This is a genomic window from Parabacteroides sp. PF5-6 (assembly GCF_029504695.1).
Lineage (GTDB): Bacteria > Bacteroidota > Bacteroidia > Bacteroidales > Tannerellaceae > QVMG01.
In genome coordinates, this window is the sequence record NZ_JAQFIN010000003.1 from 1 (window position 1) to 22,572 (window position 22,572).

Sequence of the window (22,572 nt, forward strand, 5' to 3'; positions counted from 1 at the left end):
TTAAGGGTCGTTGTAGACTACGACGTTGATAGGACGCAAGTGTAAGTGCAGTAATGTGCGTAGCTGAGCGTTACTAATTGCCCGTGACTTTCTGCCTCAAGTATTAGCATACTTTTCGGCTAATTGCCAATTGACAATTGCTAATTGACAATTAATAGTACAGAGCTGATAGAAGGAGTGAAACTAATACTTTATTGAAGTCCAAGATGTTATATATGCATCGCCGACAGGTATTCATTGTCAATTATCAATTATCAATTGTCAATTAAATGTCGAGCGAAGCGAAGACATTAAGGTAGTTATAGCGTGAGGGATCCACCTCTTCCCATTCCGAACAGAGAAGTTAAGCCTCACCACGCCGATGGTACTGCTCACAAGGTGGGAGAGTAGGTAGCTGCCGTTTTAAGTAAGAGAGCTTGTTTCCGAGAGGGGACAGGCTCTTTTTGTTTTTAGGAATTCATAGGAACTCATAGGAATTCATAGGAATTCATAGGAATCCTAGGAGGGCTAGGGGATAGGGCACGCAGATGACGCAGACTAAAGCACAGATGACCGCAGATAAAGTTGTAAACAATAATAATCTGCGGTCATCTGTGCTTTATCTGCGTTATCTGTGTGCTATAATAGGATTAAGGGATGAGATCTTATGAATTCCTACGAGGCTTATGAGTTCCTATGAGTTCTTATGATTATATTTGCCACAAAATAAGATTAAGATGATATGAAGAGAGCTGTTGTTTTTCTTTTCTTTCTTTTTCATGTGTCGGTGTTGCTGGCAGAAGGGGAGGGTTCGTATGCGGTGCTCACAGATGGGGAAGAACCGTATGTGGTGCTGACGGATGTGGCTTATCGTGCTGCGGGGGATGTGTATGCGCAGGAGCGCTGTAAGGTGGATGTGTATTATCCGGTGGGGCAAAAGGGCTTTGCTACGGTGGTTTGGTTTCATGGCGGGGGCTTGTCGGGAGGCAGTAAGTTTATTCCGCAGGAATTGAAGGATGCCGGCTTGGCTGTGGTGGCGGTGAATTACCGGTTATTGCCCAAGGCGGAGTTGTCGGATTGCATTGATGATGCGGCAGCAGCGGTGGCGTGGACTTTCCGGGAGATTGGGAAGTATGGCGGAAGTACGGATCAGATCTTTGTGTCCGGACATTCGGCAGGTGGTTATCTGACGGGTATGATCGGACTGGATAAGAAATGGCTGGCGAAATATGATGTGGATGCCGACCGGATTGCCGCGCTTATCCCGTTCAGTGGCCATGCGATCAGTCATTTTGCCTATCGCCAGGCCAAAGGGATGAAAGACTATCAACCGAGCATCGATGAGTTTGCCCCTTTATACTATGTCCGGGCGGATGCGCCTCCTTTGATTATTGTTTCCGGCGACCGGGAACTGGAGATGCTGGGTCGTTATGAAGAGAATGCCTACTTCTGGCGCATGATGAAAGTCGCCGGACATAAAGAAACCTACCTTTATGAGTTAGACGGCTACGACCATGGAGCGATGGCGGCGCCGGCGTTTCATATTCTGAAGAAACACATAAAAATGAAGAATGAAGAATGAGGAATGAAGAATGTAAGGATGGTACTAACCAATATTCTTCATTCTTCATTCCTCATTCTTCATTCCCCTAATTGATACTGCAATTGATCGAGCATCAGAGGGATTTCATTCTCTTCGATACCGGCGGTTAAGAGGTCGGGGATGTCCTGATTGAATTGCTCGAGGAACTTCTGGTAGTCGCCCGACTCCATCTCTACAGCTTGCTGATAGAAGCCTAATGCCCCTTTGATATGTTGCAGTGCCCATTCCGTATGCCCGGCATTGAGATAGTCTTGTGTGACAGGATGGGCTTCGGTGATCTTTTTGTAATACTTACGCGCCTGGTCGTAGCGTCCGGTGAGGAACGAGCACCAGGCGATCGGTCGCCAGGCTTTGTTACTCTTATGATCCAGATAATCCACTTTGAAGTAATATTTCAATGCTTCGTCGTATTCTTTCATTTCCAACAAACAATGCCCGATACTCATTTGTATCGTCAGATCGTCCGGCAATAAGGCTTCGCAACGTTGATAATAAGGGAGTGCCTGTGCCGGTTGCTTGAGGCTGCGGTAGCAGGCACCGATGCGGCGGATCACCCATTTGCTGTCCGGATTGAGTAGATCGGCCCGCAGGTAAGCCTGTAGAGCCAGGTCTATCTCTCCCTGCATCTGCCGGCAATACCCCATCTTTTGGAAGAGGATATCACTCTCCTGGTCTTCTTCACTCAAGCGGCTGAAGAGCACGAGTGCATCCGCATAATAGCCTTTACGCAGATAATACTCCGCGATCGTGCGCAGGCTTTCCGGATCGGAGATATAGGGTTGCAAGATTGGCAGATTATGAAAGTCCAATGCCCAGGTAAAGATGTCGTCGAAATCCCGGCGCGACGGATGAAGCTTGTAAAACCGGTAAAGGTCTTGAATGTATTGCCCGGCAATAGTTTCTATCTTCCCTTTCCGGGTCATCAGTTCCTCTTTGGCTTGCTCCACCATGCCGGTTGCCTGGCTATCGAATTGGCCGAGCATCATTTGCCGTTGGGCGTCGGGCAGTTGCAGCATACTGAAATAGAGAGAGTACTTATCGGAGCTACACATAAAGGTAGCGATCGACAAGGTATCGAGAATGATATTGACACCTTTGTCTTCTCCCGGCATCGCCAGCGCGGTATGATTGGTGATGAACGGCAGGAACCAGTTGCTTAGTTCGCGGAAGAACGGGAAGTTCTTCAGGTGCACGAAGGTAGAGTGCATCACATCGGCCCCCTCTTGTTGCAGTTCGCCAAACTCTTGCATTTTCTTTCCCAACTCGCTATGTTCACTGATAATCATTTCCCATTCGGGATTCATATCGTCGCCCATCTGTTCGGCGGAGAAATCTTTGAGATTGATCTTCCGTCCGATCTTTGGCGTGAGCTTCATCATCTCGGGAATGATCTCTTCCTGCAGTTTGCGGGTGATCTTTTCCGTTTCCCTGGCCAGGATAAAGCGCAGGGTGATGGTTTGTATCGCTGCGCTGAAGCCCGGATTGCCTTCGGCGAGTGCTTCGAGGCGATTCTTTACTTGCGGATAAAGGTGGATTCTTTTGCGGTAGGTATAGAGCGTGAGCAGGATACAGACCAAAGCCCTGACCCGGATCTCGTCTTGTGGCGATTGGGCGGCGTCGAACAGCAGATCCATCTTCTCTTTGTCGAACGAGTCCTGCAGTGCCAGAAAGAGGGCGCTCACCACCAGGCTTCCCGTGCTATCGGGCAGGTTGTCGTCATTGAGTATGTCTTTGATGGCTTGTTTGTCGTGGGAAAGAAAACTATCGGCTACCCATATCTTATGGAACAATAGTTTCAAGCCGGTCTCGTAGAAGAACTCCAACCGACTATTTTCCGATGCCTTGATCAGCTTCTGGTGTATCTCATCGTACTCCATGTTTTCCGGAGTCGCGGCGATACTGCGTCGGCGATTATAGTAGGCGAGTGGTGATTCGGCGAACAGGGTCTTGTGTTTCACCTGGTCGGCCAGTTCGTAGGTCGACGTCAACAGGTGCTGATAGATCTGTTCCTGCATCGGATCTTTGGCGCCTTCCGTCCGGTAGCGCAGCATATACTGGTAAGTTTCCTGTAGTTTATTCAGGGAGTCCTGGAATTGGTATTCCCGGGTGGAGGCAATCAGTCCTTGTAGAAAGGCAAACGCGTTGCGCAGTTCTTTGCCGTCCAATGCGCCGATAATACGGCTATAGGCTTTGTTTATTTCTTGTATTGTCATACTCTCTCTGTAACAAATGATATGCCAAAAGTATACAATTCAGCCTAATTTCTTTATCTTTGCACACCTAAAAAGAAATAGCAGATGAAGAATATTCGCAATTTTTGTATCATTGCCCATATTGATCACGGTAAGAGCACATTGGCCGACCGTTTGCTGGAATACACCAAAACAGTAGAAGGAAAAGACATGCAAGCCCAGGTTTTGGACGACATGGATCTGGAGCGTGAGCGTGGCATTACGATTAAAAGCCATGCGATTGAGATGACCTACGTCAAGGATGGTGAATCGTATACGCTGAATCTGATTGATACGCCGGGACATGTGGACTTCTCTTACGAAGTATCCCGTTCGATCGCCGCTTGCGAAGGCGCCCTTTTGATTGTCGATGCGGCACAAGGTATTCAGGCCCAGACGATCTCCAACCTGTATATGGCTATAGAGAACGACCTGGAGATTATTCCGGTCATTAATAAGATAGACCTCCCCAATGCGATGCCCGACGAGGTGGAAGACCAGATCGTTGAGCTTTTAGGCATCGATCCCAGTGAGATCCTTCGTGCCAGTGGCAAGACGGGCGAAGGGGTTTTCGACATATTGGATGCGGTGGTCAACCGGGTTCCGGCACCGAAAGGCGATCCCGATGCCCCGTTGCAGTGCTTGATCTTCGACTCGGTGTTCAATTCTTTCCGGGGTATCATTGCTTACTTCAAGGTGGTGAACGGTGTGATCCGCAAAGGCGATCGCGTGAAGTTTATCAATACCGGTAAGGAGTACGATGCCGATGAAGTCGGTATCTTGAAGCTCGATATGGTGGCACGCAAGGAAGTGCGTACCGGGGATGTGGGTTATATCATCTCCGGAATCAAGACTTCGAGTGAAGTCAAGGTGGGGGATACCATCACCCACGTAAAGAACGGCGCTACCCAGGCCATTGCCGGCTTCGAAGAAGTGAAGCCGATGGTGTTTGCCGGTGTTTATCCGATCGATAGCGAAGACTTTGAGAATCTGCGTGCTTCGCTGGAGAAGCTGCAGTTGAACGATGCTTCGTTGACGTTTCAGCCTGAGAGTTCTGCGGCACTGGGCTTTGGTTTCCGTTGCGGATTCCTCGGTCTTTTGCACATGGAGATCATACAGGAGCGTCTGGATCGGGAGTTTAATATGGATGTGATCACCACGGTGCCGAACGTTTCTTATAAGGTATATGATAAGAAAGGCAATTGCATGGAAGTGCACAACCCGAGCGGTTTGCCCGATCCTACGCAGATCGAACATATCGACGAACCGTATATCCGTGCCTCTGTCATAACGACTACCAACTATATCGGCCCGATCATGACACTTTGTCTTGGTAAACGTGGCATACTCCTGAAACAGGAATATATTTCAGGCGATCGCGTCGAGATCCATTACGATATGCCTTTGGGTGAGATCGTGATCGACTTCTACGATAAGTTGAAGAGTATCTCCAAAGGATACGCATCGTTTGATTATCATCTCCACGACTTCCGTCCGAGTAAATTGGTTAAACTGGATATCCTCTTGAACGGGGAACCGGTCGACGCCTTGTCGACCCTGACACACTTTGACAATAGTGTCACCTTCGGCCGTCGGATGTGTGAAAAGCTGAAAGAATTGATCCCGCGCCAGCAGTTCGATATCGCCATCCAGGCCGCTATCGGTTCGAAGATCATCGCGCGCGAAACGATCAAAGCCGTGCGTAAGGATGTGACCGCCAAGTGTTACGGAGGGGATATCTCCCGTAAGCGCAAATTGTTGGAGAAACAGAAAGAAGGAAAGAAACGCATGAAACAGATCGGTACGGTCGAAGTGCCGCAGAAGGCGTTCCTTGCCGTATTGAAATTAGACTAAATAAGTACACCTATCGCATCGGCATCTCCAAACGTGGCGGTGCGATGGTGGGACCTTCGCGGCGCTGGCCATTGCCGATGGAGGTGTTGCGTAGTATTTCGTAGATGATGGCGCCAACATCCAATCCCAGTTCGAAGCCGTTGTCGAAGCGGTACGTCGGAATAGCCACGGGGATTGTTTCCCAACGGCCCGTCATGGCGTTGTAGACACGCTGGGCGCCGACTTCCATACGAAAGCGGTCGGACATCACGAGGGATACCGAGGCGCCGTAGCGGTCGGTACTCATTCCGTACGTATTCCCTATATTATATGTACCAAAGACATTGAATCCCAAACGGTCGGTAGCCTGATAAGACAGTCTTCCCGAGGTACCGAAAGTCTCACCCACGAAATTGATCCGGTTGATCTTCATCGCGTCAACTCCCACCTGCAGGGCGAACCGATCGTTGAAGATATGACTGTAGCCCACCGAGGCCTCGTTGAAACGCCCAATGCCCGGAACGGTTTCCTGCCCGCCTGTACCGTAAATCGCCCCATGGCGCGACTGCCACAGGATGCCACTGGTGCTGAAATCGCCCCGAAACAATGGATTGCGGTCGACATGATAGGGCAGATGCAATTCATTGCTGAAGGAATAAGTAGGCATCCGGCTCCTGTCGACTGGCCGGGGAGGGTTGAGCCGCAACGGATACGAATCTTCGGGAAGCGGCTTTATCATCTCGTCGAACCCACCGATCAGCTTCAACTGTGTACTGTCGCGCAGCGTGCGCGTACTGTCTTCCTGCGCCATCAGTCGTTGCGAAGCAAAAAATAACAGGAAGAACAGGGCCCAAAATAGGGGATTGCGGGATATAGGCTGTCGTTGTTTCATCATCTGTTTATGGGGTTGTCTCTTGTCGATACATCGCTGACTTTTTATTGCCGATCTGAACGATCTTGCCTTCCGCGATCAAGGCTTTCAGGTCCTGAATAGCCATATAACGTGAGCAACTGTTGATCGCCATGCAGGTCGACGACTGAATAACGCTCTTGTTCCTCAGGTGATTGAGGATGTTCTCTTTCCGTTTCTCAACCGCTATGCCGCTATATCTTTCTTCTTTGGGTACTGGCTTGAATCGCATAGACTGCAATCTTTCTTTCAGTAGCTTACAGCAGCGAAACTTGACGGTCTTGAATTTCACATGAGCCGCGCTAAATCGTATGCCGTTTTGAGGCTGATCGCAATGGAGCGAAGCCGTGAAATGTCCCAACCCTTCGATATCCAGATCGTCGCCGTATTCCAGATGAAACACGATCCGGTCGGTCAAGGCCTGGATAATTCCCCGCACATCGCCGGGGGTAAACGATGACATATCCGAGATCTCCTGGCATAGCTGATCGATACGCACCGTATTTCCCGGGATGAACCGGGCATGATAGGAGGGAGCCGTCTGATTAGGAGTCTTTGGAGGATCTTCCTGAATCTTGTATTGTGCACTCATGGTCTTTTTGGGGTTTTATAGTTAATTGTTTTTGCTTTTTGCCCCTGATTTTTCTTTACGACCGGGGTGATAAAGGTTTACGACCCCGGTGGTAAACGTTTACCACCCCGGTCGTAAACCTTTGTCACCGGGGTCGTAAAGCCTTTTTTCGTTGCCTAAAGATAAGATATTAACGCATATATACCAAATACTGGGTGAAGAAATTGCATTTTTTCCCGGATTGGATAAAAAAAAGATTGCGATTAGCGCAAAATAGTCTGCGTTTTAATTTGGTTTGCATTACAAACTTAATTATCTTTGCTCCGAGCTCAAAGAAAACGATTGATAATACATTAAAAAAGAAACAGTATGGAAAAGAAATGGAATGAAGAAGAGAGCCTGCGGTTGATCAGCGAGATGATTGCGCAGGCGAAGAACAATCTGCGGCAGGAAGATGCGTTCAGTTACCTGTTGATTGGTTATGGACTGGTGATCACCTCGGTTTTGGATGCGATTCTATTGCATCTGTTGAACCCTTCTTACCTGGCGCATTGGAGTTGGGCGTTGATGGCTCCGGTGATCTTTTACTCTTTCTACAAAGGGCGGAAGGACGACCGGCAGGCGGCGGTACGTACGCATATCGATGCGATAACAGGAGGGGTATGGCGAGCGTTTATGTGGGCTATGGGAATTATGTTCCTGTTGTTGTCCGGATTCTCCCTGGTATTGAACGATTGGAATCTGCTGCTGCTGATCACCCCGGCGATCTTGACGTTGACGGGCTTTGCACAGTTTATAACGGCCGTAGCCTGTCGCTACAAACCCTTTTATTGGGGCGCGGCGGTCTTTTGGATCGGGGCGCTGGCGTGTCTGTTTTATTTCTATCTGACGGGTGAAGATAGCGGACAATACCTTATCTTTGCCTTGTGCGTCGTCGGTGGGTTTATTCTGCCGGGACATCAGTTGAATCGAAAAGCGAAACAAAATGTTTAAGGATCTGGATCCGCTCTTGCACTCGCAATTGCGACTGGCTATCGTCTCTTTACTGATCTCAGTGGAAGAAGCCGACTTCGTCTACCTCAAAGAAAAGACCGGAGCGACGGCAGGCAACCTGAGCACGCACATGGAGAAATTGAATGAGGCGGGATACATTGAAATCCATAAGTTTATTGATGGGAAACGACCGCGTACCGTCTTGAAGATCACGCCCCGCGGAATCGATGCTTTCGAGCAGTATGTGAAAGCATTACAGGACTATATAAAAAAGTAATTATGAATTATGAATTATGAATTATGAGAAAGAAGAGGCAACTCAGTTCTCATAATTCATCATTCATAATTCATCATTTGCATTTCTACTTCTTAAAGTTTTTCATCACCAGGAAGAGCGAAAGCAACAGGTTGACCACTAAAACACCTCCGCAACAAGCCACAAAAAAGGCCTTCCAGGGCTTTTCCGGCGCGATCACGAAATAAGACACGACGGATGCAATAGCGATGAGAGCAATCAGTGTAATGATCACTGTGATAAATGTTTTTCTTCGGCTCATTCCCATTTTATCTGATTTTATTTTAAGATTTCAGCGAGCTTGGCATCCAATGCCTCGCCGCGCAGATTCTTGGCGATGATCGTTCCGTCTTTATCTACCAAGACAGTATGCGGAATGCTGTTCACGCCATATAATGCAGCGCCTTCGCATTGCCAGAACTTCACGTCCGACAGTTGCGGCCAGGTCATATTCAAATCCTGAATACCTTTCTTCCAGGCATCCGCCGTACGGTCGAGAGAGATACCGACGATCTCGAAGTTTTTCTTCTTGTACTCGGCGTAAAGCTCCACCAGGTGAGGCATATCCGCACGGCAGGGAGGACACCAGGAAGCCCAGAAGTCGATCAATACCACCTTGCCATTCCCCACAAAATCGGACAGTTTATGCATCTTCCCGTCGGGATCGGCCATCTCAAAGTCGGTGAACTTCTTACCCACGGCAACCTTTTCCAACACATTCAGGTGATCGATGATCTTATCGATACCCGGCGTCGCTTTGAAGGTCTCCCCGGCACGGGCGATGATGTCTCTTCGTTCGTTCTCGTCCAGGCTGTGGCGGAAGTCGTACAATAACTTCGCGGCCGTCTGCCGGTCGGGGTGATCCGCGATGTATTGTTTGACGGCAGCCGTTGCCGCTTCGTCCATCTCTTGGTAACGTTTTTCGGCCTGAGCCACTTTCTCCGCATCTTCCGAACGCATATCGGCAATCAGTTGCTCGGAGTCGGCCCTGAACGCTTTCAATTCTTTCTGCAGACCGGCAAACGCATCATTCTCAGGCGTTCCTGTCAATACCGGTACTTCGCTCAGTTCGGCTTTGAGCGGTGCGTTTTCCAAAACAAAAACAACGGAGTAGGGGGCATTCTCTCCTGCACCGACCCGCTTCGCTTCTATCGCATCATTGGCGAAGCGAAGCGTGCTGAGTTGGGGCGTTTCCTGCAGGCCTTTCAAAATAAACTTACTGTTTTCGACCAACGCGCTATCCATAGGGCTTGCAGCTGCATTCCCATACGCATACAGATACACATACTTCCCATTCAGGTCAGCATTCGATACCGTCCCTTCAATTTTATAGCCTTTCTCACTACAAGCAGATAAGAACATGACACAAACCGTGGCAAGTGTAATTAACTTTTTCATAATTTTATCATTTAGCATTTAAATATGTTGCGAAGATAGAAGTAATCCCGTGTAGTGCCGCGCGAATAGACTTAAAAAGATTTAACAACCCAGCGCATAAAGGCCGCTTTCCTTGCATAAACGCATAAAAATCGCTATCTTTGCCCTCTCAAAAGAGAAAGATGAAGAAAGCGTTCTTCATCACTCGCCCAAGAAACCTGGGGCTGACCGGTTTTGACAGCGGGTAGAAGTGGTTTGTAAGCATGTAGTGCGTGGTTGGTTTGCACTTTAATCTCAGCTGACAGAATCTCAACTGGCGAAAACAATTACGCTTACGCTGCTTGATCGAAGTATAGTAGATCGTAGCTTAATTCCGGCACAAGGTGCTGGAACGTGACATCACCCGGATGCTGTGGCTCCGAAGCGTTCCGATCAGGTGGTGCAGCAATATCGGAGATAGCCAAAAGTAAGCCTCGGGCTTTTGGTGAAACTTTAGAGGATAAGGTTAGAGTAGGTAGCTTCGGTCTTGCTCTCTCCCGACAACCCAAGCGAAGATAAACATGTAGAAAGCAAATTAGTTCCTCGTTTGGACGAGAGTTCGAATCTCTCCAGCTCCACAACAGAAAAAGGCTCTTGTCGTTCGATGAACGGCAGGGGCCTTTTTGATGCGGTTTGTTTTAGGGCGAAGCCTGCGTTATTTCTTCAGGAAGCAGGTCTTCAATACGATACTGCTGCCGTCGATTTTGCAGTCTACTTCTTCGGGGTTGTCGGTCAGGCGGATGCTTTTGACTTTGGTGCCGCGTTTGATGACCATGGAGGAGCCTTTGACTTTCAGATCTTTGATTACGGTTACGCTGTCGCCATCGGCCAGCTCGGCGCCGTTACTGTCTTTGGGCGTCTGGTCGTTGTCGGCGGAGTTGTCGTTGTTCCATTCGCATCCGCAGTCGGGGCAGATATATAAGGTACCGTCAAAATACGTGTTTTCCGAGTTGCATATCGGACAAGTTGGGAATTCGCTCATTGTTTTAATTATTTGATTCGGGAACAAAGATAGTGAAAGCCGAGCGTAGAAGCAAAGAAAGCAATCCAAAGATAGTGAAAGCCGAGCGTAGAAGCAAACTTGCCTATTGGATAAGCGAATCTTGGCGATTTGATGCTTTTTTGTCAGAATTATTTGCGGTTTAAATAATTATTGTAACTTTGCGGCGTAAATAACAGGACAAATGAAATTAAACACATTGCATCATCATCATCATTCTGGGCAGGCAATTGTTCGGTAGGCTGATGTATGTAGTGAAATATACAGAGAATAGATTAAGGCTTGCCGTATACGGTAAGCCTTTTTTGTTTACTAACAACAAAAGTCCCGGCAATAGCCTCCTTTCGGGGAGGGTGGAGGGACTTCCTAATACATTATTAAATATGTTACGAATTGCAGTACAATCGAAAGGGCGTTTATACGACGAGACCATGTTATTATTGGAAGAGGCAGGCATCAAACTGAACCGGGGCAAGCGCATTTTGCTTTTATCCGCCAAGGGTTTCCCGGTGGAGTTGTTATTCTTGCGCGATGATGATATTCCTCAGTCGGTGGCGAACGGCGTGGCTGATATCGGTATCGTCGGGGAGAATGAATATGTGGAGAAAGGCGGGGAGGCCCGGCTGGTGCGTCGATTGGGTTTCAGTAAATGCCGTTTGTCTCTGGCTATTCCCAAGAATGAGGAGTACAAGGGAGTGGAATGGTTCGAAGGCAAGACGATCGCGACCTCTTATCCGGAGGTCCTGAGAGCTTATCTCAAGCAGAACGGGGTGAATGCTGCCTTACACGTGATTAGTGGTTCGGTAGAGATCGCTCCGGGTATAGGACTGGCGGATGCGATCTTCGATATCGTCAGTTCGGGAAGCACATTGGTGAGTAACCGCTTGAAAGAGGTCGAAGTGGTATTGCCTTGTGAGGCTTTACTGATTGCCAATAACCACCTGACGGAAGAGAAACAGGCCATTTTGAATGAATTATTGTTCCGTTTTGAAGCGATACAGCTTGCGGAAGGTAAAAAATACGTACTTTTGAACGCGCCTAAGGAACGACTGCATGAGATCATCGAGTTGTTGCCGGGCATGCGGAGTCCGACCATCACCCCTTTGGTCGATGAAGGCTGGATATCTGTACAGTCGGTGATCGCCGAGAAGCATTTCTGGGAGATTATCGGCAAGTTAAAAGCGTTGGGAGCGGAAGGCATTCTGGTTCTCCCTATAGAGAAAATGATTGTGTAGATTTATGGAGATTATTAGATACCCGTCGGAAGAACAATGGGCTTCTCTCATCAAGAGGCCGGCATTGGATGTGACAGACCTTTTCGATACGGTCCGGACGGTATTGGATGAGGTACGCAAAGAGGGGGATGTGGCGGTCAAGCGGTATGGAGAGAAGTTCGATCAGGTAGCCCTTTCGGACTTGCTGGTTTCCGCCGATGAGCTGGACGAAGCCGAAAGCTTAATCTCCCCAGCATTGAAACAAGCCATCCGCACAGCGAAGAGCAATATAGAGACATTTCACGCCATGCAGCAGTTCGAAGGCGAAAAGATCGAAACGAGTCCGGGTGTTGTCTGCTGGCAGAAAGCCGTTGCGATCGAGAAAGTCGGGCTTTATGTGCCCGGAGGCACAGCCCCTTTGTTCTCTACCGTCCTGATGCTTGCCGTTCCCGCACGGATCGCCGGCTGTAAAGAGATTGTGCTCTGTTCGCCCCCCAATAAAGAAGGAAAGATACACCCTGCCATCCTGTTTGCCGCCAAAGAAGCCGGTGTCAGTATGGTTTGTAAAGTCGGTGGCATACAGGCGATTGCTGCTATGGCGTATGGCACGCAGTCGATTCCCAAGGTGTACAAGATCTTTGGGCCGGGCAATCAGTATGTCACGGCAGCCAAGCAGTGGGTGAGTCTGAAAGAGGTAGCGATCGATATGCCTGCCGGACCTTCCGAAGTGGAGGTGATTGCCGATGAAACGGCTGATCCGGCTTTTATCGCTTCCGACTTCCTTTCCCAGGCCGAGCATGGGGCGGATAGCCAGGCTCTCTTGTTGACTACGGCCGAATCACTGATCGATCCGGTAGTCGAAGAGATCCATAAGCAATTGAATCGCCTGCCTCGCAAAGCAATTACGGAGAAAGCACTGGCCCACTGCCGCATTATCCTGTTGAAAGACCGGGAAGAGCTGATTCGTTTCACCAATGCGTACGCACCGGAGCACTTGATTATTCAAACAGCCGACTACCGGGAGCTTGCCGACCGGATCGAGAACGCAGGAAGTGTCTTCCTGGGACCTTATACGCCGGAAAGCGCGGGCGACTACGCTTCGGGCACCAATCATACGCTGCCAACCAACGGTTATGCCCGGGCATACAGTGGGGTAAACTTGGATAGTTTCATCAAAAAGATTACCTTTCAGGAGATTTCCCATGCCGGGATACTCGGATTGGGCGAAACCATCCGCATCATGGCGGAGAATGAAGAGCTGGAGGCACACCGGCATGCAGTGACGCTGCGCATGAAGAAATAAGAATTAAAAATGACGAATGAATAGACAGCTATGGCATTTAAGCTGAAAGAAATAATAAGACCTAACGTGGCGGCAATGAAACCTTACTCTTCCGCCCGCAATGAGTTTCAGGGAGAAGCATCTATTTTCCTGGATGCGAACGAGAACCCCTGGAACCTTCCATACAACCGTTACCCGGATCCTTTGCAACGCGAGTTGAAGGAGCGGATCTCCACCTTGAAAGATATCGCTCCCGAACATATCTTCCTCGGTAACGGAAGTGATGAACCCATCGACCTGTTGATCCGCGCGTTCTGTGAGCCCGGACAAGATCATATCGTGACGATAACCCCTTCGTACGGCATGTACGAAGTAGCAGCAGATACCAATAATGTGAAATGCGTTAAAGTGTTGCTTGATAATGACTTCGATTTGAATGCCGAAGCACTGCTTGAGGCAGTCGACGCCCAGACCAAGCTGGTTTATCTCTGCTCGCCCAACAACCCGTCGGGCAATCTATTGAACCGGGAAGAGATTTATAAGGTATTGAAGTACTTCCCCGGCATTGTAGTCGTGGATGAAGCCTATATCGATTTCGCTTCGGCTCCTTCTTTCCTGACTCATCTACTTAGCTTCCCGAATCTGGTTGTTTTGCAAACCTTGTCGAAAGCATGGGGCGCGGCGGCTATCCGCTTGGGCATGGCTTTTGCTTCGGAAGAGATTATCGGTGTATTGAATAAGATCAAATATCCCTACAATATCAATCAACTGACGCAGGAATACGCCCTTCGGGTATTGTCCGAAGCCGAGCAGATGCAACGTCAGGTGAAATGCATCGTTGAAGAGCGCGAACGCCTGGCCGGACTGTTTCGTCAGCCGCCGTTCTCCTATAAAGTCTACCCGTCGGAGGCGAATTTCCTCCTGGTAGAAGTCGGCGACGCGGATGGAATGTACAGCGGATTGATCCGGGAAGGCGTGGTGGTGCGCAACCGAAACCGTATTGCTTTGTGTAGCGGTTGCCTGCGCATAACGATCGGCACGCCCGAAGAGAATGATAGGCTAATAACTAAAATGAAAGGATTGCTCAGATGAAAAAGAGAGTTTTGTTTATCGACCGTGACGGAACATTGGTAAAGGAACCGCCCGTTGACTATCAATTGGATGGCTTTGATAAGCTGGAGTTTTACCCCAAGATGATCCGTAACCTTTACTTTATGCAGAAAAACCTGGATTTTGAACTGGTGATGGTCTCCAATCAGGACGGATTAGGCACGGCCTCTTTCCCCGAACATACGTTCTGGCCTGTGCACGACTTTATCATGAACACCCTGGCCGGCGAAGGCATTACCTTTGCCGATGTATTGATCGATCCTTCCCTGCCGGAAGATAAATCGCCCAACCGCAAGCCGGGCACCGGTATGCTTCGCAAGTACATGACCGAGCAATACGATCTGGAGAACAGCTATGTGATCGGCGACCGCCTGACGGATATGGAACTGGCGCTGAATCTGGAAGCCAAAGGCATCTGGTTGCATAACCCGGAGAATGCCGACAAAGAAATGCTGGCTTATCATTGCAACCTATGGCCGGTATTGGTCACCGACGACTGGGATAAGATCGCCGAATACCTCTTTGCCGGTGAACGTTCGGCTACGATCGAGCGGAAAACCAAAGAGACCGATATCCGGATCGAATTGAAGCTCGACGGTACGGGCCAGTCGGATATCTCCACCGGCTTGGGTTTCTTCGATCATATGTTGGAACAGATCGGAAAGCACTCCGGTATGGATGTGACCATCAAGGTGAAAGGCGACCTGCGCGTCGACGAGCATCATACGGTCGAAGATACCGCTATCGCGCTGGGCGAGGCCTTGTATAAAGCCTTAGGCGATAAAAGGGGAACGGAGAGATATGGCTATTGTCTGCCGATGGATGATTGTGCGGCCAGTGTGATCCTGGACTTTGGCGGCCGTCCCTGGATCGTTTGGGAGGCGGACTTCTTCCGTGAACGCATTGGGGATGTATCGACCGAATTGTTCTTCCACTTCTTCAAGAGCCTGAGCGATTCGGCGCGAATGAACCTGAACATCAAGGCCGAAGGAACAAACGAACACCATAAGATCGAAAGTATCTTCAAAGGATTGGCCCGGGCGATCCGCATGGCCATCCGGCGGGATATCTATAAATACGAACTACCCTCCACCAAAGGAACACTCTGAGCCTTATGAATACACGCATCACACGGATCTTCTCATGGATCGGTATCGTTGCAACGATCCTGATTCTCACCGCGTGCGAGCCCGACCGGGGCGATTACCTGGCGGGCAAATGGCTGTTGAAGCGCGTTGTATATACCGACGGGACAGCGCACGCGGTAGATACGGTTTGGTATAATTTCCAGAGTACACTCTTTATGTACCAACTGTATGAACCGAATAATAATACTTACCGGTATATCTACGGGCTTAAGACCTGGGAAGATGATACGCGCATCCGGCTGGAGTTGAAATCGAGCCCCGTTGCGGTGGAGTCTTTCCTGCCGCTGACCGATTGGGAGTCGGAGAGCCGTTCTTTCTCGGTCGATAAATGTTCGGGCGGCGAATTGATCCTGCGTAGCGAAGAGACTTCCTACTTCTTCCGAAAGTTTTGATAATAAATATATGTATCTCTAAAGTCTAATGATCATGAAAAGAGCAAACCTATTCCTTTTAATCGCATTAATCTGTGTGTCCGGAAGCTTATACGCCCAAAACCGGACGGTAATTAAGGTCGCAACCGACAATGTCAACCTGATCTATCAGGTAGGAGAGAACGGACGCCTGTATCAGAGCTACCTGGGGCAGAAACTCCGGTATGATGCCGATATCGCTAACCTTCCGTTGGGCAAAGAAGCCTACCTGACGCATGGGATGGAGGATTATTTCGAACCGGCGATCCGCGTATTGCATAACGATGGCAACCCTTCTTTATTGTTGAAGTATGTTTCGCATACACAAGACGCAACAAAACCCAATGTTACGGAGACGGTCATCACCCTGAAAGATGATAAGTATCCGGTGACCGTCAAACTTTTCTTTACGGCTTTCGCCAAAGAGAATATCATCAAGCAACATACCGAGATCAGCCACCAGGAAAAGAAACCGGTTACCCTTTACAATTATGCTTCTTCGCTTTTGCATCTGAATGCAGGAAAGTATTTCCTGACCGACTTCACGGGCGAATGGGCGCATGAGGTGAATATGGCGGAACATGAATTGGATTTCGGCAAACGTATGGTCGATACCAAACTGGGCAGCCGGGCCAATATGCAGGCATCGCCTTTCTTTATGGTTGCCTTGAACGATAAGGCGCAGGAAAATGCAGGCGATGTACTGCTCGGAACGATTAACTGGACGGGTAACTTCCGCTTTACCTTTGAAGTGGATCAGTTAAACCAATTGCGCATCCATTCGGGTATAAACCCTTACGGCTCTGAATATTCACTGCAGCCGAACGAAGTATTTCTTACCCCCGAATTTGTATTTACCTACAGCACCGAAGGAACCGGGAAGGCCAGTCGCGACTTTCATCGCTGGGCGCTTGCCTATCAATTGAAAGACGGCGACAAACCGCGCATGACCCTGTTGAACAACTGGGAAGCTACCTACTTTGATTTCGATGAAGAGAAACTGATCGGCATCATGGACGAAGCCGTAAACCTGGGAGTGGATATGTTCCTCTTGGACGACGGATGGTTTGCCAATAAATACCCCCGAAGCAGCGACCGTCAGGGATTGGGCGACTGGCAGGAGACAGTCGGTAAGTTACCTAATGGTTTAGGTCGGTTGGTGAAAGAAGCTACAGCTAAGGGAATTAAGTTCGGCGTCTGGATCGAACCCGAAATGGTCAATCCCAAGAGTGAACTCTACGAGAACCATAAAGACTGGGTCATCCATTTGCCGAATCGCGATGAGTATTACTTCCGCAACCAGATGGTGTTAGACCTGAGCAACCCCAAGGTGCAAGACTATGTCTTTGGCGTGGTCGACGATCTGATGACCAAGTATCCGGGCATCGCTTATTTCAAATGGGACTGCAATAGCCCGATCACAAATATCTATTCTCCTTACCTGAAAGACAAACAGTCGCATCTGTATATCGAACATGTACGCGGATTGTACAATGTGTTGGAAAGAGTGAAAGCCAAATACCCCGATCTGCCGATGATGTTGTGCTCCGGTGGTGGCGGACGCTCCGATTATAAAGCGTTGGAATATTTCACCGAGTTCTGGCCCAGCGATAATACCGATGGCGTGGAGCGTATCTTTATCCAGTGGGGATACAGCCATTTCTTCCCTTCGAAAGCCATGGCGGCGCATGTGACTTCCTGGGGCAAGCAGCCGGTGAAGTTCCGTACCGATGTGGCATCGATGTGCAAGCTTGGTTTCGATATCCGCATCCATGAGATGACGGAACCGGAACAACAATACTGCAAAGGCGTGGTAAAGAACTTCAAGCGCCTGCAACCGGTGATTCTCGAGGGCGATCTGTACCGTCTGGTCTCTCCTTACCAAACCGATCATGCTTCGCAGATGTACGTCAGTGAAGCAAAAGATAAAGCGGTTCTCTATGCTTTTGATATTCATCCGCGCTATTCGGAGATCACACAGCCTGTGCGTTTGCAGGGTCTCGATCCGGAGGCACAGTACACGATCGAAGAGATCAACCTGATCCCGGGCACGCGCCCCATGCGCTTCAGTGGTAAAACCTATTCGGGCGATTACCTGATGAAAGTCGGCCTGCCTCTATTGTCGAGCCGCCACCTGACCAGTCATGTGTTCGAAATCAACAAGGTAAAGTAAAACGCTGAGAATTAAGCGGCCAACAAAAGGGCAGGAGAGAAGCTTGGGTTTCTCTCCTGCTTTTTTTTGCGGCATACCGAAGGCATTTCCGCGCTACCGGGGACTTTTTCCGATAAGGCGGAGCCGCATTTTTATTAAGAGGTACCTCAAAAATAATTTAGAGGTACCTCATAATCTGTTTTGAGGTACCTCATAATTTGCTAAGAGGTACGTCAAAAATATTTTAGAGGTACGTCATACTGATTTTGTACCTGCCTGTTGCCGGAAAATCAAGGCTTGTTTCTGAAAAATCAAGGATTGTTACCGGTTTTTTCTTTCCGGTGTTCATAACTTAAATGCAAGTGTTCATAGAAAAAGCGTTTCGATCGGAAGCGAATGGAATAAATGTTGTAATTTTGTGTTCGATAAAAAAGAAAGCATGGCGGAAAGAGCAAAAAACACCGGTAGAAGTAAGCAAAAGACAGTGATCGTCCCGGATATGGGGCGTTTGCAACCCCAGGCCCCTGAATTGGAAGAGGCCGTTTTGGGTGCGTTAATGTTGGAAAAAGATGCGTATTCGATCGTCAGTGAATTGCTTAAGCCGGAATGTTTTTACCTCAAATCGCATGAACTGATCTATGCCGCCATTGTCGATCTGGCGGTCAGCCAGCGGCCGGTGGATATGCTGACGGTGACCGAGCAGTTGAAGCGCCGGGGCGATCTGGAGCAGGTCGGTGGCGCGTTTTATATCTCTCAGTTGACCAGTAAGGTAGCCAGTACGGCGCATATTGAATATCATGCCCGTATCATTGCCCAGAAGTACCTTGCCCGGGAGCTGATCGCTTTCTCGAGCCAGGTGCAGAACCAGGCTTTTGATGATACGGTCGATGTAGACGACCTGATGCAGGAAGCGGAAGGCAAGCTTTTCGAAATCTCCCAGCGGAATGTGAAGAAAGATGTGACACAGATCAATCCGGTTATCGGCGAAGCCCTGGAGATGTTGCAGAAAGCGTACAACCAGAAAGAAGGGCTGAGTGGTGTACGTACCGGTTTTGAAGGGTTAGACAAGATTACTTCGGGTTGGCAAAAGTCCGACCTGATTATCATTGCCGCCCGTCCGGCGATGGGAAAGACGGCTTTTGTGCTTTCCATGGCTAAGAATATGGCGGTACAGTTTAATACGCCGGTTGCCCTTTTCTCGCTTGAGATGAGTAATGTGCAGTTGGTCAACCGTTTGATTGTAAACGTCTGTGAGCTTCCCGGTGAGAAGATCAAGAGCGGACGTTTGGAGGAACATGAATGGCAGCAACTGGACTTTAAGCTAAAAGAGCTATATGATGCCCCGATCTATGTGGACGATACCCCAAGTCTGTCGGTTTTCGAGTTGAGAACCAAGGCGCGTCGGTTGGTTCGTGAGCACGGTATCTCATGTATAATCATCGACTACCTGCAATTAATGAATGCCAGTGGCATGAACTTCGGCAGTCGCGAGCAGGAAGTGAGTATGATCTCCCGATCGCTCAAAGGGCTGGCAAAGGAGCTGAATATCCCGATTATTGCGCTGTCCCAGTTGAACCGTGGGGTGGAAAACCGTCAGGGGAATGAGGGGAAACGCCCGCAGTTGGCCGACCTGCGTGAGTCGGGCGCCATCGAGCAGGATGCCGATATGGTGTGTTTTATCCATCGCCCGGAATATTATAAGATACTGGAAGATGAACGGGGCAATTCATTGAAAGGAATCGCCGAGATCATCATCGCCAAGCACCGTAACGGGGCGACCGGTGATGTGCGCCTGAAGTTCCGCAACGAATACGCCAAGTTTACCAATGTCGATGAGGATGTTTCTTTTATGGAATACTCTTCTTCGATGAATACCATGGGCGCCCCGCCGCCTATCTCTCCGGCGGAGTCTGATTTCCTGCAGCCGGCAAGGTCGAATGAGATGCCGTTTTAATACGATAAAGTGATGTACGGAAATTATCTCGGCGAGATTATCTCCCTGTTCGTCGCTGTTTCGTGGACGATCACCGCTATTTGTTTTGAATTTGCCGGGAAACGGGTAGGGACACTGTCGTTGAATATCATCCGTTTGTCGTTGGCGATCGGTATGCTCGGACTGACGCTACTCTACTTCACCGGTTCGTTCTTTCCGGTGAATGCCGGAAGGGAAGCCTGGTTCTGGTTGGCGGTTTCGGGTTTTATCGGCTATGTGTTAGGCGATTACTGTTTGTTTACCTCCTATATTATCATCGGTTCCCGTTTCGGACAGCTCTTTATGACACTGGCACCGCCGTCGGCTGCCGTTGCCGGTTACTTTATCTTGGGCGAGACCTTGCCGGTCAATGCCTGGCTGGGTATGTTTGTGACGATGTCGGGCATAGGGCTTTCTATATTCGGCAAGAGAGAGCCTTCTTCGCGGCGCATCAACCTGAAGCTTCCCCTCAAAGGGGTATTGTTGGGGATAGGAGCCGGAATGGGACAGGGGATAGGCCTTGTATTCAGTAAGTTGGGGATGAATTACTATATGCAACATGTCGATCTGCAGGATACGGTAGCCGTCAATCTGGTACCTTTTGCCTCGACACAGATCCGGGCCGTTGTCGGTTTGATCGGATTTCTTTCGGTTATGTGCTGGACCCGCCAGGGAAAAGCCCTGATCCATTCACTTAAAGACCGGAAAGCAATGGCTTCGGCTACGGGAGGAACGTTCTTCGGACCTTTCATTGGGGTTTCACTTTCGCTTATGGCGGTGCAGTACACCGAGGCGGGCATTGCTTCCACACTGATGGCGCTGACGCCGATTCTCATCCTGGCGCCTTCCTACTTCTTCTTTAAACAAAAGATTACGCTACGCGAGGTAATAGGTGCTGTTATCAGCGTGTTAGGCGTTTCTCTCTTCTTTATTTAAAATGAGCCGCTGATCTGATTGACTCCAATCAGGCGGTCGTATCTTTCTCCCATCGGACGGTAATAAATATGGATGGCGTATTCGTTTTCCGTCAGTGCATAGTTTCCTTCAAATAAAGCGGTCGTTCCTTTTTTCTCTCCATTGGGAACAAACAGGTATTGATAATTATAATGTCCCTGTTTCAGGAGAAGAACTTTCTCGAAGAGATTGCTTTTCGGGTTATAGTTGATCCGGCTTTTCTCATCCAACACATTATGAAAGAGATCGCCCAGGATATAAATCTTTCCATCGAGTAAAGGCGGGATATCCAAGGCAAAATGCACGACAAAGTAATCCGCTTCGGTGTCCGGGTAATTGCAACTGCGGCAGTTGATCAGGTAACGCCCGTTCTGATCCTGATCGTATTGGTAAGCACTCCGGCTGCGCGGGGCATCGGCATACAAGGTAGCGTGATAATACGGATTGTGGAAAGAGAGCTCTTCGATATGCATTCCGTTATATGAAGTAGAAAGAAACTCAAAGCGCCGATACTCGTTGCCCGCTTCAAATATAAGCTCCCGCAGGTTCGCATATTCAATCCGGTTGCCACCGATGGTCGAAGGCATGATGCCGGATACGGCATTATCGCGCCGGTTATTTTGATAAACCCATATCTTCAGATCGGTTTGCGGGTGGTTGATGGTGAAGCGGGAGGTGTTGAGGCTGAAATTGATCTGTTGGTGCGACCGGTTGGTGTCGATCAATGTGTTCGTCGTCAGATTAGCCATAATCGGAAGTTCCTGCTCTTCCACAACGTAGAAACAGGCGGTTAAGACTGTTTCATCCGGTTGATCTTCGCGGTAAATGCGCACCGCATAGTTGCCCGATACTTTAAACTGGATATCGGCATTGGGCAGTTCCAGGTAATAATTGGTATACGACACCGTCGTCCCCATCCCGGGAGCATATTCCTCGATCGGTAATCCCTGAAAGCCGTTGATATATTCCATCGGGATAAGGCTGGATGGCTTCCAGTCGGCATCACAGTGCACGATCGAGTAGGCATACCGTTGATGTCCTTCTTCAAGCACATCAAAGCAAATCCCGATCGCCTGTTCTCCATTCAATGTAATATAAGGGCTCGACAGACTCTCTCCCGCAACCCCCACCTGAAGCGATTTCACCATCTTATCATACACATCCGTCTGATAAATCTCTTGCGCGGAAAGAGAAAAAACAGATAAAACAAAAAGAAACAAAGCGAGATATCGTATCCCTATGTATGTAAATGGAGAAGTCTTTTTCATAATAAATGTGCTATCATGTGATTGTTGCTTATATAACGCACCAAGTAAATTAATTCGCCTTTATCTTCGTAGATATTAAAGAACACATACCATTGTGTCTGCCTGTTCTTCCGAAAAATGGAATAATACATGTCTTTTCCGTAGCGATCGAAAAATGGAGATGCATATCGTCTTTGTTTTCGTGGAAGAGTAGTCTTAATTGCTTCAAACAATTCTTCTACATACCTTTCG

At 48.9% G+C, this 22,572-nt stretch carries 19 protein-coding genes, 2 rRNA genes and 1 other RNA gene; 15 read left to right on the plus strand and 7 right to left on the minus strand.

Features of this window, described 5'->3' with window-relative positions; all coding sequences use genetic code 11:
- The 3 genes from M2133_RS04195 to M2133_RS04205 all read left to right on the plus strand — a co-directional run.
- A 23S ribosomal RNA gene (locus M2133_RS04195) occupies positions 1-98 on the plus strand; the annotation flags it as partial.
- Between the two features lie 193 nt (positions 99-291).
- Positions 292-403 (plus strand): 5S ribosomal RNA (gene rrf / locus M2133_RS04200).
- A gap of 318 nt (positions 404-721) precedes the next feature.
- Entirely contained in the window at positions 722-1,561 is an 840-nt protein-coding gene (locus tag M2133_RS04205; protein ID WP_277464734.1) for an alpha/beta hydrolase, read from the plus strand.
- A gap of 59 nt (positions 1,562-1,620) precedes the next feature.
- Here the strand turns inward: M2133_RS04205 and M2133_RS04210 are convergent, their stop codons facing one another.
- On the minus strand, positions 1,621-3,795 hold the full coding sequence (locus M2133_RS04210) for a tetratricopeptide repeat protein (protein ID WP_277464735.1): 2,175 nt from the start codon (positions 3,793-3,795) through the stop codon (positions 1,621-1,623).
- A gap of 84 nt (positions 3,796-3,879) precedes the next feature.
- Between M2133_RS04210 and lepA the strand changes: the two genes are divergently transcribed.
- On the plus strand, positions 3,880-5,667 hold the full coding sequence (lepA, locus tag M2133_RS04215; protein WP_277464736.1) for a translation elongation factor 4: 1,788 nt from the start codon (positions 3,880-3,882) through the stop codon (positions 5,665-5,667).
- Between the two features lie 10 nt (positions 5,668-5,677).
- On the opposite strand, the gene M2133_RS04220 is transcribed toward lepA, so the two are convergent.
- Positions 5,678-6,538 carry a hypothetical protein gene (locus M2133_RS04220; RefSeq protein ID WP_277465096.1) on the minus strand — a complete coding sequence of 287 codons (861 nt, stop codon included), beginning with the start codon at positions 6,536-6,538 and terminating at the stop codon, positions 5,678-5,680.
- 7 nt (positions 6,539-6,545) lie between these two features.
- Positions 6,546-7,148: an HU family DNA-binding protein gene (locus M2133_RS04225; RefSeq protein WP_277464737.1), complete on the minus strand. Its 603-nt coding sequence runs from the start codon at positions 7,146-7,148 to the stop codon at positions 6,546-6,548.
- 348 nt (positions 7,149-7,496) lie between these two features.
- On the opposite strand from M2133_RS04225, the gene M2133_RS04230 reads away from it, so the two are divergent.
- Both M2133_RS04230 and M2133_RS04235 read left to right on the plus strand, forming a co-directional pair.
- Positions 7,497-8,120 carry a hypothetical protein gene (locus M2133_RS04230; protein ID WP_277464738.1) on the plus strand — a complete coding sequence of 208 codons (624 nt, stop codon included), beginning with the start codon at positions 7,497-7,499 and terminating at the stop codon, positions 8,118-8,120.
- A complete protein-coding gene (locus M2133_RS04235; protein ID WP_277464739.1) occupies positions 8,113-8,397 on the plus strand; it encodes a transcriptional regulator in 285 nt (94 codons plus the stop codon). The genes M2133_RS04230 and M2133_RS04235 overlap by 8 nt, the downstream gene beginning before the upstream one ends.
- Positions 8,398-8,482: 85 nt before the next feature.
- Here the strand turns inward: M2133_RS04235 and M2133_RS04240 are convergent, their stop codons facing one another.
- Positions 8,483-8,677, minus strand: a complete 195-nt coding sequence (locus tag M2133_RS04240) for a hypothetical protein (protein ID WP_277464740.1) — start codon at positions 8,675-8,677, stop codon at positions 8,483-8,485.
- Between the two features lie 17 nt (positions 8,678-8,694).
- Complete coding sequence (locus tag M2133_RS04245) at positions 8,695-9,813, minus strand: TlpA disulfide reductase family protein (RefSeq protein ID WP_277464741.1); 1,119 nt, start codon at positions 9,811-9,813, stop codon at positions 8,695-8,697.
- Between the two features lie 199 nt (positions 9,814-10,012).
- On the opposite strand from M2133_RS04245, the gene ssrA reads away from it, so the two are divergent.
- Positions 10,013-10,412: a transfer-messenger RNA gene (gene ssrA / locus M2133_RS04250) on the plus strand.
- Positions 10,413-10,486: 74 nt separating this feature from the next.
- Here the strand turns inward: ssrA and M2133_RS04255 are convergent.
- Positions 10,487-10,813, minus strand: a complete 327-nt coding sequence (locus tag M2133_RS04255) for a zinc ribbon domain-containing protein YjdM (RefSeq protein WP_277464742.1) — start codon at positions 10,811-10,813, stop codon at positions 10,487-10,489.
- Between the two features lie 401 nt (positions 10,814-11,214).
- Here M2133_RS04255 and hisG point away from each other — a divergent pair, with 401 nt between their 5' ends.
- The 8 genes from hisG to M2133_RS04295 all read left to right on the plus strand — a co-directional run bounded on the left by hisG (position 11,215) and on the right by M2133_RS04295 (position 21,055).
- Positions 11,215-12,066: an ATP phosphoribosyltransferase gene (hisG, locus tag M2133_RS04260; protein WP_277464743.1), complete on the plus strand. Its 852-nt coding sequence runs from the start codon at positions 11,215-11,217 to the stop codon at positions 12,064-12,066.
- A 4-nt stretch (positions 12,067-12,070) separates the two neighbouring features.
- A complete protein-coding gene (gene hisD, locus M2133_RS04265) occupies positions 12,071-13,348 on the plus strand; it encodes a histidinol dehydrogenase (protein ID WP_277464744.1) in 1,278 nt (425 codons plus the stop codon).
- Positions 13,349-13,378: 30 nt separating this feature from the next.
- Positions 13,379-14,419 carry a histidinol-phosphate transaminase gene (gene hisC / locus M2133_RS04270; protein ID WP_277464745.1) on the plus strand — a complete coding sequence of 347 codons (1,041 nt, stop codon included), beginning with the start codon at positions 13,379-13,381 and terminating at the stop codon, positions 14,417-14,419.
- Positions 14,416-15,546, plus strand: coding sequence for a bifunctional histidinol-phosphatase/imidazoleglycerol-phosphate dehydratase HisB (hisB, locus tag M2133_RS04275; protein WP_277464747.1), 1,131 nt, complete (start codon positions 14,416-14,418; stop codon positions 15,544-15,546). The genes hisC and hisB overlap by 4 nt, the downstream gene beginning before the upstream one ends.
- A gap of 5 nt (positions 15,547-15,551) precedes the next feature.
- Complete coding sequence (locus tag M2133_RS04280) at positions 15,552-15,977, plus strand: lipocalin-like domain-containing protein (protein ID WP_277464748.1); 426 nt, start codon at positions 15,552-15,554, stop codon at positions 15,975-15,977.
- 34 nt (positions 15,978-16,011) lie between these two features.
- Positions 16,012-18,168, plus strand: coding sequence for an alpha-galactosidase (locus tag M2133_RS04285; RefSeq protein ID WP_277464749.1), 2,157 nt, complete (start codon positions 16,012-16,014; stop codon positions 18,166-18,168).
- 418 nt (positions 18,169-18,586) lie between these two features.
- Positions 18,587-20,101 (plus strand): replicative DNA helicase, encoded by a 1,515-nt coding sequence (dnaB, locus tag M2133_RS04290; RefSeq protein WP_277464751.1) that lies wholly within the window; start codon positions 18,587-18,589, stop codon positions 20,099-20,101.
- 12 nt (positions 20,102-20,113) lie between these two features.
- Positions 20,114-21,055 carry a DMT family transporter gene (locus tag M2133_RS04295; RefSeq protein WP_277464752.1) on the plus strand — a complete coding sequence of 314 codons (942 nt, stop codon included), beginning with the start codon at positions 20,114-20,116 and terminating at the stop codon, positions 21,053-21,055.
- Here M2133_RS04295 and M2133_RS04300 read toward each other — a convergent pair.
- The gene (locus M2133_RS04300; RefSeq protein WP_277465097.1) at positions 21,052-22,308 is read right to left on the minus strand and encodes a DUF5103 domain-containing protein; all 1,257 of its coding nucleotides are present in this window, start codon (positions 22,306-22,308) and stop codon (positions 21,052-21,054) included. The genes M2133_RS04295 and M2133_RS04300 overlap by 4 nt on opposite strands.
- Positions 22,309-22,572 lie beyond the last annotated feature (264 nt).

Excerpts from the sequence above, each read along its gene's own strand:
- M2133_RS04205 (WP_277464734.1), top strand. The coding sequence starts at position 722 with ATGAAGAGAGCTGTTGTTTTTCTTTTCTTTCTTTTTCATGTGTCGGTG.
- M2133_RS04210 (WP_277464735.1), bottom strand. The coding sequence starts at position 3,795 with ATGACAATACAAGAAATAAACAAAGCCTATAGCCGTATTATCGGCGCA.
- lepA (WP_277464736.1), top strand. The coding sequence starts at position 3,880 with ATGAAGAATATTCGCAATTTTTGTATCATTGCCCATATTGATCACGGT.
- M2133_RS04220 (WP_277465096.1), bottom strand. The coding sequence starts at position 6,538 with ATGAAACAACGACAGCCTATATCCCGCAATCCCCTATTTTGGGCCCTG.
- M2133_RS04225 (WP_277464737.1), bottom strand. The coding sequence starts at position 7,148 with ATGAGTGCACAATACAAGATTCAGGAAGATCCTCCAAAGACTCCTAAT.
- M2133_RS04230 (WP_277464738.1), top strand. The coding sequence starts at position 7,497 with ATGGAAAAGAAATGGAATGAAGAAGAGAGCCTGCGGTTGATCAGCGAG.
- M2133_RS04235 (WP_277464739.1), top strand. The coding sequence starts at position 8,113 with ATGTTTAAGGATCTGGATCCGCTCTTGCACTCGCAATTGCGACTGGCT.
- M2133_RS04240 (WP_277464740.1), bottom strand. The coding sequence starts at position 8,677 with ATGAGCCGAAGAAAAACATTTATCACAGTGATCATTACACTGATTGCT.
- M2133_RS04245 (WP_277464741.1), bottom strand. The coding sequence starts at position 9,813 with ATGAAAAAGTTAATTACACTTGCCACGGTTTGTGTCATGTTCTTATCT.
- M2133_RS04255 (WP_277464742.1), bottom strand. The coding sequence starts at position 10,813 with ATGAGCGAATTCCCAACTTGTCCGATATGCAACTCGGAAAACACGTAT.
- hisG (WP_277464743.1), top strand. The coding sequence starts at position 11,215 with ATGTTACGAATTGCAGTACAATCGAAAGGGCGTTTATACGACGAGACC.
- hisD (WP_277464744.1), top strand. The coding sequence starts at position 12,071 with ATGGAGATTATTAGATACCCGTCGGAAGAACAATGGGCTTCTCTCATC.
- hisC (WP_277464745.1), top strand. The coding sequence starts at position 13,379 with ATGGCATTTAAGCTGAAAGAAATAATAAGACCTAACGTGGCGGCAATG.
- hisB (WP_277464747.1), top strand. The coding sequence starts at position 14,416 with ATGAAAAAGAGAGTTTTGTTTATCGACCGTGACGGAACATTGGTAAAG.
- M2133_RS04280 (WP_277464748.1), top strand. The coding sequence starts at position 15,552 with ATGAATACACGCATCACACGGATCTTCTCATGGATCGGTATCGTTGCA.
- M2133_RS04285 (WP_277464749.1), top strand. The coding sequence starts at position 16,012 with ATGAAAAGAGCAAACCTATTCCTTTTAATCGCATTAATCTGTGTGTCC.
- dnaB (WP_277464751.1), top strand. The coding sequence starts at position 18,587 with ATGGCGGAAAGAGCAAAAAACACCGGTAGAAGTAAGCAAAAGACAGTG.
- M2133_RS04295 (WP_277464752.1), top strand. The coding sequence starts at position 20,114 with ATGTACGGAAATTATCTCGGCGAGATTATCTCCCTGTTCGTCGCTGTT.